The following is a 15,822-nucleotide window of genomic DNA, read 5'->3' on the forward strand; positions in this document are numbered from 1 at the left end:
ATACCACGCTCACGCTCTTCTGGTGCGTTATCGATTTGATCGAATGCTTGTGCGCTACCGCCGTAAGTCTTTGCTAGAACAGTAGTGATCGCTGCTGTTAGAGTAGTCTTACCGTGGTCAACGTGGCCGATTGTACCAACGTTAACGTGCGGTTTCGTACGTTCAAACTTTTCTTTTGCCATTTTTCTCGTTTCCTAAATTAAAGTCCGACCCAACATAGACCGGACCGAACTTTTACAGTCTCGCCTCAATAATCGCTTTGGCCACGTTATTTGGCGCCTCTGCGTAATTGAAAAACTCCATTGAATACGACGCTCGCCCTTGCGTAGCAGAACGTAAATCTGTCGCATAACCAAACATTTCCGACAGTGGTACTTTCGCGCGAACGATCTTAACGCCCGCGACACCGTCCTCCATGCCTTCGATAATGCCGCGACGACGGTTTAAGTCACCTACAACATCACCCATCCAGTCTTCCGGTGTAGTTACCTCAACCTTCATTACAGGTTCAAGTAAGACCGGATCTGCTTGTTCAGCTCCATTCTTGAAGCCCATTGAACCCGCAATCTTAAACGCCATTTCTGAAGAGTCAACATCATGGTAGGAACCATCGAATAATGTGACCTTCACATCTAGCACCGGATAGCCTGCAACCACACCGTTGCGCATCTGTTCTTCGATGCCTTTATCAACAGCAGGTATAAATTCTTTTGGTACAACACCACCTACAATTTCGTTTACGAATTCGTAGCCTGAGCCCTCTTCTTGCGGCTCAATACGCAACCATACGTGACCAAACTGACCACGACCGCCTGACTGGCGCACAAACTTACCTTCGACTTCCACTGACTTACGCAGCGTTTCACGGTAAGACACTTGTGGGTTACCCACGCTACATGCAACACCGAATTCACGCTTCATGCGATCAACGATGATGTCTAAGTGTAGCTCGCCCATACCAGAAATGATCGTTTGACCCGTTTCTTCATCGGTATGTACGCGGAACGATGGGTCTTCTGCGGCGAGTTTGCTCAAGGCAATACCCATTTTCTCTTGGTCAGCGGTAGATTTTGGCTCTACTGCGATTGAGATAACCGGCTCAGGGAACTCCATGCGCTCCAGCGTAATCACATGACCCGGGTCACATAAGGTGTCACCCGTGGTTACGTCTTTCATGCCAATTGCAGCGGCAATATCACCGGCACGAACTTCTTTTAATTCTTCTCGATCTTTTGAGTGCATTTGCACAATACGGCCAAAGCGCTCACGCTTGCCTTTAACCGGGTTAAACACAGTATCGCCGGTTTTTATTACACCTGAATAACAACGGAAGAACGTTAGCGTACCCACAAACGGGTCAGTGGCAATTTTAAATGCCAACGCAGAAAATGGTTCGTTGTCATCAGCATGACGCTCAGCCGGTGTTTCATTACCGTCTTCGAGTACGCCATTAATTGCTGGGATATCGATAGGTGCTGGGAGGAATTCAATTACAGCGTCGAGTACTGCTTGAACACCTTTGTTTTTGAATGCAGAGCCACAGGTCGCCAGTACAATCTCATTGTTGAGAGTGCGAATGCGCAGACCTTGTTTGATCTCTTGCTCGGTAAGCTCCTCACCTTCGAGGTACTTATCCATTAATTCTTCAGACGCTTCCGCAGCTGCTTCAATCATCTCTGTGCGCAGTAGCTCTGCTTGCTCGAGACAATCAGCGGGGATATCGCCATACGAAAACGTCATACCTAAGTCAGATTCATTCCAATTAATGGCTTTCATCTTGAATAGGTCAATCACGCCTTCAAAATTCTCTTCGGCACCGATGTTCATTTGAATCGGTACACAATTTGCGCCGAGGCGGTTGCGAATTTGCTCCACCACGCGCATAAAGTCTGCACCGGCACGGTCCATCTTATTGACGAAGACCATACGCGGTACAGAATATTTATTGGCTTGACGCCAAACGGTTTCAGACTGAGGCTCTACGCCTGACGAACCGCAAAACACTACGACTGCACCATCGAGTACCCGCAACGAACGTTCAACTTCAATAGTGAAGTCAACGTGCCCAGGAGTGTCGATGATATTGATTCGATGTTGATCAAATTGCTGTTGCATACCTGACCAGAAACAAGTCGTCGCAGCAGAGGTGATTGTAATCCCTCGCTCCTGCTCTTGTTCCATCCAATCCATTGTTGCTGCACCGTCGTGCACCTCACCAATTTTGTGAGACAGACCGGTGTAGAACAATACGCGCTCAGTCGTCGTGGTTTTACCCGCGTCGACGTGAGCGACGATACCAATATTGCGATACCGCTCAATAGGTGTTTTACGCGCCATGAATCGCTCTCAGTTAGACCGTGATTACCAGCGGTAGTGAGCGAATGCTTTGTTCGCTTCAGCCATGCGGTGAACATCTTCACGTTTCTTCACTGCAGAGCCTTTATTCTCTGATGCATCAAGCATTTCAGCTGCTAGACGCGCCGCCATCGATTTCTCACCACGCTTACGTGCAGCTTCTACCATCCAACGCATGCCTAGTGCATTGCGACGAACTGGACGAACTTCTACCGGTACCTGGTAAGTTGAACCACCAACACGGCGTGATTTAACTTCCACAGTAGGGCGAATGTTATCTAGTGCATCTTCAAATACATCTAAGTGTGCTTTGCCGGTTTTTTCAGCAACAATATCAAGTGCACCGTAAACGATTTTTTCAGCGGTTGATTTCTTGCCGTCGAGCATAACGACATTCATGAACTTAGCTAGTAATTGTGATCCGAACTTAGGATCAGGTAGGATTTTACGTTGACCTACGACTCTTCTTCTTGGCATCTTAATTCTCCGTGGAATTCAGGGATTACCCAAAACTCAAATTTACAGTTTGGCCTTACTAACGGAGTACCGTTAAGACTTAGGCTTCTTCGCGCCGTATTTAGAACGGGCTTGTTTACGATCGTTTACACCTGCGCAGTCCAAAGTACCGCGAACAGTGTGATAACGAACACCTGGTAGATCTTTAACACGACCACCGCGAATCAAAACAACGCTGTGCTCTTGTAGATTGTGACCTTCACCACCGATGTATGAAGAAACTTCAAAACCGTTGGTTAAACGAACACGGCATACTTTACGCAATGCAGAGTTCGGCTTCTTAGGCGTAGTTGTATATACGCGAGTACATACACCACGACGTTGTGGGCAAGCTTGCAAAGCCGCTACGTTGCTCTTGGCAGCGGGCTTTTGACGTGGCTTACGCACTAACTGGTTAACTGTTGCCATTAACTAGCTCCTGATTAAAAAACAAAAAACCTTGAACCACTGTTTAAGGTAGCTCGCGGTCATACAAAAAAACCGCGCCCAATTTTTGGGACGCGGAATAATAAAGATCAATTATTGAACTGTCAAGCCAACGAAGCGTATTCGTTGGCTTGCAGACTACTGAGAATTACTCTTCAGCAGAACCTTGATCTGTAGTCTCAGCATTTAGTGCTTCGCTCAATGCCGCTTCAGCTTCAGACGCTGAAACCGATGGCTCTTCAACTACGCCAGCCATTTTGCTTGCTGCGCGTTTTTGATGGTATGCGAAACCAGTACCTGCTGGGATTAGGCGACCAACGATAACGTTCTCTTTCAAGCCACGTAAATCGTCTTCTTTACCTTGAACCGCCGCTTCAGTCAGTACGCGAGTTGTTTCCTGGAACGATGCCGCAGAAATGAATGACTCGGTAGATAGTGAAGCTTTAGTAATACCTAGTAATTGCGTCTCGAATAGAGCTGGCAATTTACCCTGGCGCTCAAGTTCACGGTTAGCAATCTTCACTTGTGATACTTCTAGCTGTTCACCTTCTAGGAACTGGCTATCACCTGGTGCTGTAATGATACATTTACGTAGCATTTGGCGGATCACAACTTCGATGTGCTTATCGTTAATTTTTACACCCTGGAGGCGGTAAACTTCTTGCACTTCGTTAACGATGTAGTTAGCTACAGCGCTGATACCACGTAGACGTAAAATATCATGTGGAGACTCAGGACCGTCAGCAATAACTTCACCTTTCTCAACTGACTCACCTTCGAACACGTTAAGCTGACGCCATTTTGGAATCATCTCTTCGTAGTGCTCGCCTTGTGGGCCAGTGATAACTAGGCGCTTCTTACCTTTAGTTTCTTTACCGAAACCAATGGTACCGCTTGTTTCTGCAAGGATTGCTGGCTCTTTCGGCTTACGCGCTTCGAACAAGTCAGCAACACGCGGCAGACCACCGGTGATGTCACGAGTTTTCGAAGACTCTTGCGGGATACGTGCTAGCACGTCACCGGCATTAGCCACTTTACCTTCCGATGCTTCGATCGTGGTAAAGCTTGGCAAGCGAATCTCTTGTAGGCCAGTCTCGTCTGACTCAAGGATTAGCTTAGGCTCTTTGGCGTTAACCTTAGCAAGGTCTTTAACTACGATACGCGTTAGACCAGTAAGCTCATCCTGTTGCATTTCAGTGTTTGAGTCATCGATGTCAGCAAATGTGATTTTCGACGCACGCTCAACGATAATTGGGTGACTATGCGGATCCCAGTTAGCAACGATATCGCCAGCATTAACGCTCGCACCATCATCAACTGACAAGATTGCACCGTAAGGCACTTTATAGCGCTCTTTCTCACGACCTTGGTCATCGATCATAGTGATTTCAGTTGAGCGCGATACGATAACCACTTTGTCATCTGTATTGCGAACATACTTCGCGTTGTGTAGCTTCAAGCTACCGCTAGTCTTAACTTGTACGCTGTTTTCAGCAGACGCTCGAGATGCTGCACCACCGATGTGGAAGGTACGCATCGTTAACTGTGTACCTGGCTCACCGATTGATTGTGCTGCAATAACACCAACAGCTTCACCGTGACCAACCATGTGACCACGTGCAAGGTCACGACCGTAACACTTAGCACAAACACCGAAGTCGTTGTCACACGTGATTACTGAACGAACCATAACTTGGTCAACACTGTTAGCTTCTAACATGTCTACCAATTGCTCATCGAGCATTACGTTACGCTCAACCAATACTTCGTCAGTACCTGGCTTGTATACATCTTCCGCAACAACACGACCCAATACGCGCTCGCGCAATGGTTCAACAACGTCACCACCTTCGATAAGTGGTGTCATCATAACACCCTCGAAAGTGCCACAATCGTCGTTGGTAATTACCAAGTCTTGCGCTACGTCAACCAAACGACGGGTTAGATAACCCGAGTTAGCCGTCTTCAATGCGGTATCGGCTAGACCTTTACGCGCACCGTGCGTCGAGATGAAGTACTGAAGTACGTTCAGACCTTCGCGGAAGTTAGCGGTAATTGGCGTCTCGATGATTGAGCCATCTGGCTTAGCCATCAGACCACGCATACCCGCTAGCTGACGAATCTGTGCAGCACTACCACGAGCACCTGAGTCGGCCATCATGTAAACAGAGTTAAATGATTGCTGCTCTTCGTCTTCGCCATCGCGATTTTTAACGGTTTCAGTTTTCAAGTTATCCATCATCGCCTTAGCCACTTTTTCGTTGGCGTTTGACCAGATATCGATAACTTTGTTGTAACGCTCACCAGCGGTTACAAGACCCGATTGGAACTGCTCCTGGATCTCAATAACTTCCGCTTCAGCCGCGTCGATAATGTCTTTCTTAGCATCTGGGATAACCATGTCATCAATACCTACTGACGCACCCGCAATCATTGCGTAGTGGAAACCGGTATACATGATTTGGTCAGCAGCGATAACTGTATCTTTCAAACCCAGTGAACGGTAACACGCGTTCAGTAGTTTTGAGATCTGCTTTTTGCCCATAGGCTGGTTGATTAGATCGAACGGCAATCCCTTAGGCAAAATGCCAGAGAACAAAGCACGACCAACAGTGGTATCTGTTAGGGTAACTTTTTCAACTTTAGAGCCGTCTTCAGCAACATCGTATTCAGTAATACGTACTTTTACGCGAGCGTGTAGCTCAGCGTTACCTGTACGGTACGCTTTTTCTGCTTCAGCTGGTGATTTAAACACCATGCCTTCGCCCAAGCCGTTTACTTTGTCGCGCGTTAGGTAGTACAAGCCCAATACAACGTCCTGTGAAGGTACGATAATTGGCTCACCATTCGCAGGTGACAAGATGTTGTTAGTTGACATCATTAGCGCACGCGCTTCTAGCTGTGCTTCGATAGTCAAAGGTACGTGAACCGCCATTTGGTCACCGTCGAAGTCAGCGTTGTACGCCGCACACACCAATGGGTGCAACTGAATCGCTTTACCTTCGATTAGGGTAGGTTCAAACGCTTGAATACCCAAACGGTGAAGTGTTGGTGCACGGTTAAGCAACACTGGGTGTTCGCGGATTACGTCATCAAGAACGTCCCAAACTTCAGGTGCTTCGCGCTCAACTAATTTCTTAGCCGCTTTGATCGTAGTTGCAAGACCACGACCTTCTAATTTGCCGTAAATGAATGGCTTGAACAATTCCAATGCCATTTTCTTCGGAAGACCACACTGGTGTAGACGCAATGTAGGACCAACCGTGATTACAGAACGGCCAGAATAGTCAACACGCTTACCAAGGAGGTTCTGACGGAAACGACCTTGCTTACCTTTGATCATATCTGCCAAAGACTTCAGAGGACGCTTGTTAGAGCCGGTAATCGCACGACCGCGACGGCCGTTATCAAGTAGCGCATCAACCGCTTCTTGTAACATACGTTTTTCGTTGCGCACGATGATATCGGGTGCAGCGAGGTCCAAAAGACGCTTCAAACGGTTGTTACGGTTGATAACACGACGGTATAAGTCGTTCAAATCAGACGTTGCGAAACGACCGCCATCTAGCGGTACTAGAGGACGCAAATCAGGTGGCAATACAGGTAGTACTGTCATGATCATCCACTCAGGCTTGTTGCCTGATTGCTGGAATGATTCAAGTAGTTTCAAACGCTTAGTAATTTTCTTACGCTTGGTTTCCGAGTTAATGCTCGGCAACTCTTCACGCATTGCCGTAACGTCAGCATCAACATCTAGGTGCTTGAGCAATTCAAAAACTGCTTCTGCGCCCATCTTCGCTTCGAACTCGTCACCGTGCTCTTCCAAAGAGTCTAAGTACTCTTCTTCACCTAGCAGCTGTCCGCGCTCAAGCGTAGTCATGCCTGGCTCAGTAACTACATAGCTTTCGAAGTAAAGTACGCGCTCGATGTCACGCAATGTCATGTCTAGCATCAAGCCGATACGTGACGGCAATGACTTCAAGAACCAGATGTGTGCAACTGGGCTAGCTAGTTCAATGTGACCCATGCGCTCACGACGCACTTTAGTCAAAGTAACTTCAACACCACACTTCTCACAGATAACACCACGGTGCTTAAGGCGCTTGTACTTACCACACAAGCACTCGTAGTCTTTTACTGGACCAAAGATACGGGCACAGAAAAGGCCGTCGCGCTCTGGTTTAAAAGTACGGTAATTAATGGTTTCTGGCTTTTTCACCTCACCAAATGACCAGCTGCGGATCATATCAGGTGACGCAAGACCGATACGAATGTTATCGAATTCTTCTGTCTTATTCTGTTGCTTCAGAAACTTAAGTAAATCTTTCACATTTTTCTCCCGACGGAGTCAGTCCTAACAGACCCGGCTCGAAAACCGGGCCTCACTCAAACAATTGCCTGTCAGAAACAGGCCAGGTCGTGACCTGTTTTAGTTCTCTTCTAGCTCGATATTGATACCGAGTGAACGGATTTCCTTCAACAGTACGTTGAACGACTCAGGCATACCTGGCTCCATTCTGTGATCACCATCAACGATGTTCTTATACATCTTCGTACGACCATTAACGTCATCCGATTTGACAGTAAGCATTTCTTGCAAGGTGTAAGCAGCACCATAAGCTTCAAGTGCCCACACTTCCATCTCACCGAAACGCTGACCACCGAACTGTGCTTTACCACCCAACGGCTGCTGAGTAACCAAGCTGTAAGAACCGGTTGAACGAGCGTGCATCTTGTCATCAACCAAGTGGTTGAGTTTCAACATGTACATGTAACCAACAGTAACTGGACGCTCAAATGCGCGACCGGTACGACCGTCAAACAAGGTAATCTGACCGCTCTCAGGAATATCTGCCAACTTCAGCAAGTCTTTGATCTCGTCTTCACGAGCACCATCGAATACTGGCGTAGCTACAGGTAAACCTTTGCGTAAGTTGTCAGCTAGGCGCTTAATTTCGTCATCAGTAAAGCTGTCAATATCAACTTCCTGGTGCGAATCACCGAGCTCGTACACTTCTTTGATGAAGGCACGTAACTTAGCCATTTCTTCATGCTCTTTGAGCATGCGATCAATCTTCGCACCGATGCCGTGTGCAGCCATACCCAAGTGAGTTTCAAGGATCTGACCGATGTTCATACGCGATGGTACACCTAGCGGGTTAAGCACGATATCTACCGGCGTACCCTGCTCGTCATACGGCATGTCTTCTACTGGTTGGATAGTCGAGATAACACCTTTGTTACCGTGACGACCGGCCATCTTGTCACCCGGTTGGATGTGACGTTTAACCGCAAGATAAACTTTAACGATCTTCAATACACCTGGTGCTAGGTCATCGCCTTGAGTGATCTTGCGACGCTTAGCTTCAAATTTCTTATCGAAATCTTCTTTAGTGTTAGTGTACTGTTCAGCTGTTTGGTCTAGCTCGTTTTGCGCATCTTCGTCTTTCAGTGGTAAATCAAACCACTTCTCACGCGGAACGCTGTCTAGCTTAGCTTGGTCGATACCATTCTTAAGCAATAGGTTTTGTGCACGAGCAAAAATACCGTCAGCAAGGATGTTAAATTCGTCAGACAAGTCTTTCTTCACCTGACGCAACTGCATGTCTTCGATTTCAAGCGCACGCTTGTCTTTCTCAACACCGTCGCGGGTGAATACTTGTACGTCGATTACGGTACCGTGAACACTGTTAGGTACGCGTAGTGACGTGTCTTTAACGTCTGACGCTTTCTCACCGAAGATAGCTCTCAAGAGCTTTTCTTCTGGCGTTAATTGTGTTTCGCCTTTCGGTGTTACTTTACCGACTAGGATATCGCCGCCTTTAACTTCAGCACCGATGTAAACAACACCTGACTCATCCAATTTACCTAGCGCTGATTCACCGACGTTCGGGATATCAGAACTGATTTCTTCAGGCCCTAGCTTAGTATCACGAGCGATACAGCTAAGTTCTTGAATGTGGATAGTCGTGAAACGGTCTTCTTGCGCTACGCGCTCAGAGATAAGGATTGAATCCTCAAAGTTGTAGCCGTTCCAAGGCATGAATGCGATACGCATATTCTGACCAAGTGCCAATTCACCAAGGTCTGTTGAAGGACCATCGGCAAGCACATCACCAGCTACAATTGGGTCACCGACGTTACACGTTGGCTTCTGGTTGATACAGGTGTTTTGGTTAGAACGCGTGTATTTAGTCAAGTTGTAGATATCAATACCTGCTTCACCAGCAACCATCTCTTCTTCGTTAACTTTAACTACGATACGACTCGCATCGACGTAATCGATAGTACCACCACGCTTAGCAACAACAGTTACACCAGAGTCAACGGCTACCGTTTTCTCCATACCCGTTCCAACTAGCGGCTTATCAGCACGCAAAGTAGGAACTGCTTGACGTTGCATGTTCGATCCCATCAATGCACGGTTGGCGTCATCGTGCTCTAGGAATGGGATGATGCTAGCTGCGATTGAAACGATCTGCTGTGGAGAAACGTCCATGTACTTGATGTCTTCTTTCGACATCAACGTCGTTTCACCACGGTGACGACAAGGGATCAAATCATCCGCTAGCTTACCGTCTTTCAATTCAACGTTTGCCTGTGCAATCGCGAACTGGCCTTCTTCAATCGCTGATAAGTAATCAATCTCGTCAGTCACAACACCGTCAACAATGCGGCGATACGGGGTTTCTAGGAAACCAAAATCGTTAGTGCGCGCAAAGCTCGACAATGAGTTGATCAAACCGATATTTGGACCTTCCGGCGTTTCGATAGGACATACACGACCGTAGTGAGTAGGGTGTACGTCACGTACTTCGAAGCCTGCACGCTCACGCGTTAGACCGCCTGGACCAAGGGCAGAAATACGACGCTTGTGCGTAACTTCTGACAATGGGTTGTTTTGATCCATGAACTGTGACAACTGGCTTGAACCAAAGAACTCTTTAACCGCTGCCGAGATAGGCTTAGCGTTGATCAAGTCTTGTGGCATAACCGCATCAAGGTCGCCCAAGCTCAAACGTTCTTTAACAGCACGCTCAACACGAACAAGACCTACGCGGAATTGGTTTTCTGCCATTTCACCCACAGAACGGATACGACGGTTACCTAAGTGATCGATATCATCCACATCATCTTTACCATCACGGATAGTGATAAGCTGCTTCATTACAGCGATGATGTCTTCGTTTTGTAGTGTGCCAGAACCGGTTAGCTCTTCACGACCCAAACGACGGTTGAACTTCATTCGACCGACAGAAGAAAGGTCATAACGGTCGTCTGAGAAGAACAAGTTCTCAAATAAGGTTTCTGCAGCGTCTTTTGTTGGCGGCTCACCAGGACGCATCATGCGGTAGATTTCAACTAACGCGTCTAAACGCGATTCGGCTGAGTCAATACGCAAGGTATCTGAGATATAAGAACCGTGGTCAAGTTCATTGATGTACAAGGTTTGTACTTCAGTAATACCAGCTTCTTTAAGCGCCGTCATGTTTTCCAACGTCGCCTCGTCATTGGCATTAACAATGACTTCACCGGTTGACTCGTCAACATAGGTCTTTGCGAACACTTTACCGACCAAGTACTCCATAGGTACTTCAAGTTCAGTGATCTTGGCTTTCTCAAGAGCGCGAGTGTGACGCGCTGAGATACGACGGCCAGTTTCAACTAAAACATTGCCATCGTTGTCGATAATATCAAACTGAGCAGTTTCACCACGCAAGCGGTCTGGCACAACTTCCATCATCGTACGCTCGTCTTCAAAGCGAACTTGTGCTGACTCGAAGAATTCTTCAAGGATCTGCTCGGTGCTCATATCTAGTGCACGCAGAATGATAGACGCTGGTAACTTACGACGACGGTCAATACGCACGAACAAGTTATCTTTCGGATCGAATTCGAAGTCTAACCACGAACCGCGATATGGGATAACGCGTGCGTTGTATAATACTTTACCTGAGCTGTGTGTTTTGCCTTTATCGTGGTCGAAGAACACACCCGGAGAACGGTGTAATTGCGATACGATTACACGCTCGGTACCGTTGATAACGAAAGTACCATTCTCAGTCATCAACGGGATTTCACCCATGTAGACTTCTTGTTCTTTGATATCTTTTACCGTGCCCGGAGCTGCTTCTTTATCGAACAACACTAACCGTAGCTTAACTCTTAGCGGTGCAGAAAAGGTTACGCCGCGAATTTGACATTCTTTAACATCAAATACGGGTTCACCTAAACGGTAACTCACATACTGTAGTTCTGAGTTACCCGAATAACTTTTTATTGGGAATACGGAACGAAATGCTGCTTCCAAGCCATATTGACCATCTGGATCGATATCAATAAACTTTTTAAAGGAATCAAGCTGGATTGAAAGAAGGTATGGAATTTCCAATACCTGTGGGCGTTTGCCAAAATCCTTACGGATACGTTTCTTTTCGCTATAAGAGTAAACCATTGGTCCCTCAGCCTGCTGATTTTTGACCCGACCTGCTACATCAGTGCGCACTGTTGTAACAAACTTCCAGTACCCTAATTCAGGGCAATCCTACAAGCTTACACCAAAAACTGTGCCAAATGACAGTTAACATCTTGGTTTTTTTAAACTATTTTTAGGATCCCATGGCGCTTAAACAGTAGAGACATTAGGGTAATAAAACTGCAATCTCTACAGCGCAAAAAGGCTGGTGATCAAATAATCACCAGCCCAAGCCTTTCAGCCAAGTAAAATGGTTAGACCAAATTACTTGATTTCAACTTCTGCACCAGCTTCTTCAAGCTCTTTCTTCAGTGCTTCAGCTTCTTCTTTCGAAACGCCTTCTTTGATAGCTTTAGGAGCAGACTCAACTACTTCTTTAGCTTCTTTAAGGCCTAGGCCTGTAGCGCCACGAACAGCTTTGATTACTGCAACCTTGTTGCCACCGAATGAAGTCATAACAACGTCGAATTCAGTCTTTTCTTCTACAGCTTCAGCAGCTGCAGCAGGACCAGCAGCTACTGCAACAGCAGCAGATGCGTCAACGCCGAATTTTTCTTCAGCTGCTTCGATTAGCTCAACCAGTTCCATAACTGGCATTTCAGCAATCGCGTTTAAGATATCTTCTTTGGTTAGAGCCATGTCTCTAAACTCCTGGGTTTAATGTTAAAAAAATTACTATGCCAAAAACGGGAATTACTTCTCGTCTTTGATCGCCGCCAATACGCGCACAAATTTGGATGGTACTTCGTTGATAGTGCGAACGAATTTGCCAACCGGTGCTTTGAAGGTTGCAAGAAGTTTTGCAAGCGCTTCGTCGCGAGTAGGTAGTGAAGCCACAGAATCCAATTTTTCAGGACCCAATAGACCGCTACCTAAAGAAAGAGCTGTGACCTTTAACTTGTCATTCGACTTCGCGTAGTCTTTAAACAAACGCGCTGCACCACCTGGTGCCTCGATTGAGAAGCCATAGATTAGCGGGCCTGTTAAGGCGCTATCTAGGTCTGCAAACTTACTGTCTGCTAGAGCACGCTTTGCAAGAGTGTTACGTACAACACGCAAGTACACACCTTGTTCACGAGCTTTAACACGCAGGTCAGTCAGTTCAGCAACTTCCATCCCACGGTATTCAGCGACGGCAACGGATAGAGCTCGAGATGCAACGTCATTAATTTCCGCTACGATCTCTTTTTTTGCTGCTAAGCCTAGTGCCACTGAGTTCACCTCTTTGTATCTGATAAACGCACTTACGTTTGTTTATCAGGGTTCACAGATTGATACCTAGATAATTGCTTATCGTCGGTACCGCTCTACGGTGTTCGTTACCCCAGAGAGTCTGAGTCGAAACCACCGTCTGCGCAGGCAATTAATTAAGTGGGCGTTAATGTAGAAGTTCTCTTACCTCTTCTACCGCACCGCACCTGCGGTCTTGGACGGGAGCCACAATTTTAGCTGCGGCTCCAACCCATATTTTTTACAGAGAAATTTAGCTTAGTGTTGACTGGTCAAGCTGAACGCCTGCACCCATTGTCGTGCTTAAGCTAACTTTTTTGATGTATGTACCTTTAGCTGAAGAAGGCTTAGCTTTCTTCAATGCTTCAAGCAATGCTTCAAGGTTTTCTTTGATCTGGTTTTCTTCAAACGCAATCTTACCGATTGACGCGTGAATGATACCGTTCTTATCGTTACGGTAACGAACCTGACCAGCCTTGGCATTTTTAACAGCCGTTGCAACATCTGGTGTTACTGTGCCAGTTTTAGGGTTGGGCATTAGGCCGCGTGGACCTAAGATTTGACCTAATTGACCAACAACGCGCATCGCGTCTGGGCTAGCAACTACAACGTCAAAGTTCATTTCGCCTTTTTTAACTTGCTCTGCCAAGTCGTCCATACCAACGATGTCTGCACCTGCTTCTTTAGCAGCTTCAGCGTTAGCGCCTTGAGTGAACACTGCAACGCGTACATCTTTACCAGTACCGTTAGGTAGTACAGTTGCACCACGTACGTTTTGGTCAGATTTCTTTGCGTCGATACCAAGGTTAACAGCAACGTCAACACTTTCAGCGAACTTAGCAGTCGCTAGTTCTTTTAACAAAGCAACAGCTTCAGTAATTGGGTATTCTTTAGTTGCGTCTACTTTTTCTGCGATTAGACGAGCGCGCTTAGATAACTTTGCCATTCTCTTAGCCCTCTACGTTCAAACCCATGCTGCGAGCAGAACCCGCAATGGTGTTTACTGCTGCGTCTAAGTCAGCCGCTGTTAAGTCAGGCTCTTTAGTTTTCGCAATTTCTTCTAGCTGTGCACGTGTAACAGTACCCACTTTTTCAGTGTTAGGACGGCCAGAACCGCTCTTGATACCTGCCGCTTTCTTCAATAGGAAAGACGCTGGTGGAGTACGTGTTTCGAACGTGAATGAACGATCTTCGTAAACAGTGATAACGACTGGAACTGGAGCGCCTTTTTCGATGCTCTCTGTCTTCGCGTTAAACGCTTTACAGAATTCCATGATGTTTACGCCGTGTTGACCCAACGCAGGACCAACTGGAGGACTTGGGTTTGCAGCACCTGCACCCACTTGTAGCTTGATATAGCCAGTTACTTTTTTAGCCATTTGTATTTACTCTCAGTTTGGGTAAAACGCCTCGCAAGTATTGAGATTACCTGCTCAATCGGCTCCCCGATAAAATTTAGGGTCGCGAAGTATAGGTGATGATTACTAATTGTGCAAGATTAAATGTAGGGTAAATGTTCAAAAAACTGACTTTTTACTTCGTCACTTCTTCTTTTTCTGTGCTTCCACTGTTTGGCGCTCAGCAATCGTTTCATCAATACGCGGATCAAGTGAGGCGACCATCGGTGATTGTGTGATGTCTGAACCCGCTAGTGCGTAGTCAGTCGATTCGATTTTTTCGGCTTTTTGTTTCGAGTTTATTACGGATAGCAAAACAAACATGAGTGCCGTTAATGCGCTAATAGTTGCGTATAACGCGGTATGTCCGAACCATGCCATCAACATAGCAAGTGACGCAGTGCCAATACTCGCGCCAGCGCCAAACGCAAATAAAAGCGCTGCAGATAAACCCACACGCATTTCGTCAGTAACGCGGGAATTAGCCAATGCTGAGCAAAGTGGATAGAGAGTAAAAGCAAAAAGCCCGAAAATAAACGTTAACCCCAAGGTTATGTCATATCGATTCGGAAGCATCGCCATCAAGAGGCTAGTAACGCCAATAATCAGCGCGCTAATGCGGATGAGCAAACTCCGTCTTACCCGATCGGATGCAATCCCCATTGGCCATTGAGCCAGGAGACCAGCGATAATAGTTACAGCCATAAAGGTCGCAATTTCCTTTTTAACAAAACCGACTTCACTTGCATATAGCGGTGCTAAACCGTAAAAACTACCGCTGATAATGCCAGCAAAGAAAATTGCCGTGAGTGATTGTGGCGCTGTTCTTAAAAAATTAGTAAAGCTAATCGAAATGAGTTTCAGCGGCTTAGGGTGAATTCGGCGCGTTGTGCTAATCGGAATAATGCCAATGGCTACCGCAATACAAACAAGAAACATCGGTGCGTAGTCCAGTGTTGTAAAAAGCCCCAACGCAAACTGCCCTGCGATCATACCGATGTATGAAGTGATCATATAAAAGGAAAAAATACGGCCTCTATTCTCTGGTGCCGCTTGCTCATTTAACCAGCTTTCAAGCACCATATAATTTGACATCATTGCCATACCAACAATGAAACGCAGGACTAACCACAAATGTAAGTTGTCACTTAAACCGTGAAACGCGACACACACGAGCACTAAGGCTGTGCTTGCCGCAAATGTGCGTATGTGACCAACAGACTTGATCCAGAAATAGCCTAATCTCGATCCCATCAGCAGGCCAAAATAATAGCAGGAGGTGAGGAAACCGACCCAAAAAGTAGACTCGCCTCTTTGCCCCATATATAAGGCAACATACGTCGTTAACAAGCCTGTTCCCGCCACGAGGAAGAGATTGGTTGTGTATAACGATAGAAACGCATTCATACAATCACTTTACCA

The 15,822-nt window shown here is 46.5% G+C and carries 11 protein-coding genes; all 11 read right to left on the reverse strand.

What is annotated here, in order from left to right; genetic code table 11:
* The coding region (locus QTP81_RS00005) for a GTP-binding protein (RefSeq protein ID WP_289362864.1) at positions 1 to 182 on the reverse strand (182 nt) is incomplete at its 3' end.
* A 52-nt stretch (positions 183 to 234) separates the two neighbouring features.
* Complete coding sequence (gene fusA, locus QTP81_RS00010; protein WP_289362865.1) at positions 235 to 2,337, reverse strand: elongation factor G; 2,103 nt, start codon at positions 2,335 to 2,337, stop codon at positions 235 to 237.
* A gap of 24 nt (positions 2,338 to 2,361) precedes the next feature.
* Positions 2,362 to 2,832, reverse strand: coding sequence for a 30S ribosomal protein S7 (rpsG, locus tag QTP81_RS00015; RefSeq protein ID WP_100643689.1), 471 nt, complete (start codon positions 2,830 to 2,832; stop codon positions 2,362 to 2,364).
* 72 nt (positions 2,833 to 2,904) lie between these two features.
* Entirely contained in the window at positions 2,905 to 3,279 is a 375-nt protein-coding gene (gene rpsL, locus QTP81_RS00020; protein WP_289362866.1) for a 30S ribosomal protein S12, read from the reverse strand.
* Between the two features lie 166 nt (positions 3,280 to 3,445).
* Complete coding sequence (rpoC, locus tag QTP81_RS00025) at positions 3,446 to 7,627, reverse strand: DNA-directed RNA polymerase subunit beta' (RefSeq protein ID WP_289362867.1); 4,182 nt, start codon at positions 7,625 to 7,627, stop codon at positions 3,446 to 3,448.
* Positions 7,628 to 7,726: 99 nt separating this feature from the next.
* A complete protein-coding gene (gene rpoB / locus QTP81_RS00030) occupies positions 7,727 to 11,752 on the reverse strand; it encodes a DNA-directed RNA polymerase subunit beta (protein ID WP_289363361.1) in 4,026 nt (1,341 codons plus the stop codon).
* Positions 11,753 to 12,037: 285 nt separating this feature from the next.
* A complete protein-coding gene (rplL, locus tag QTP81_RS00035) occupies positions 12,038 to 12,412 on the reverse strand; it encodes a 50S ribosomal protein L7/L12 (RefSeq protein WP_289362869.1) in 375 nt (124 codons plus the stop codon).
* Positions 12,413 to 12,466: 54 nt separating this feature from the next.
* Positions 12,467 to 12,985: a 50S ribosomal protein L10 gene (gene rplJ, locus QTP81_RS00040; protein WP_289362870.1), complete on the reverse strand. Its 519-nt coding sequence runs from the start codon at positions 12,983 to 12,985 to the stop codon at positions 12,467 to 12,469.
* 271 nt (positions 12,986 to 13,256) lie between these two features.
* Positions 13,257 to 13,949 carry a 50S ribosomal protein L1 gene (gene rplA, locus QTP81_RS00045; RefSeq protein WP_289362872.1) on the reverse strand — a complete coding sequence of 231 codons (693 nt, stop codon included), beginning with the start codon at positions 13,947 to 13,949 and terminating at the stop codon, positions 13,257 to 13,259.
* 4 nt (positions 13,950 to 13,953) lie between these two features.
* Positions 13,954 to 14,382: a 50S ribosomal protein L11 gene (rplK, locus tag QTP81_RS00050; protein WP_289362873.1), complete on the reverse strand. Its 429-nt coding sequence runs from the start codon at positions 14,380 to 14,382 to the stop codon at positions 13,954 to 13,956.
* A 162-nt stretch (positions 14,383 to 14,544) separates the two neighbouring features.
* Positions 14,545 to 15,807 (reverse strand): MFS transporter, encoded by a 1,263-nt coding sequence (locus tag QTP81_RS00055; RefSeq protein ID WP_289362875.1) that lies wholly within the window; start codon positions 15,805 to 15,807, stop codon positions 14,545 to 14,547.
* Positions 15,808 to 15,822 lie beyond the last annotated feature (15 nt).

The sequence above is a fragment of the Neoalteromonas arenosi genome (genome assembly GCF_030362855.1).
Taxonomy (GTDB): domain Bacteria; phylum Pseudomonadota; class Gammaproteobacteria; order Enterobacterales; family Alteromonadaceae; genus Alteromonas_E; species Alteromonas_E arenosi.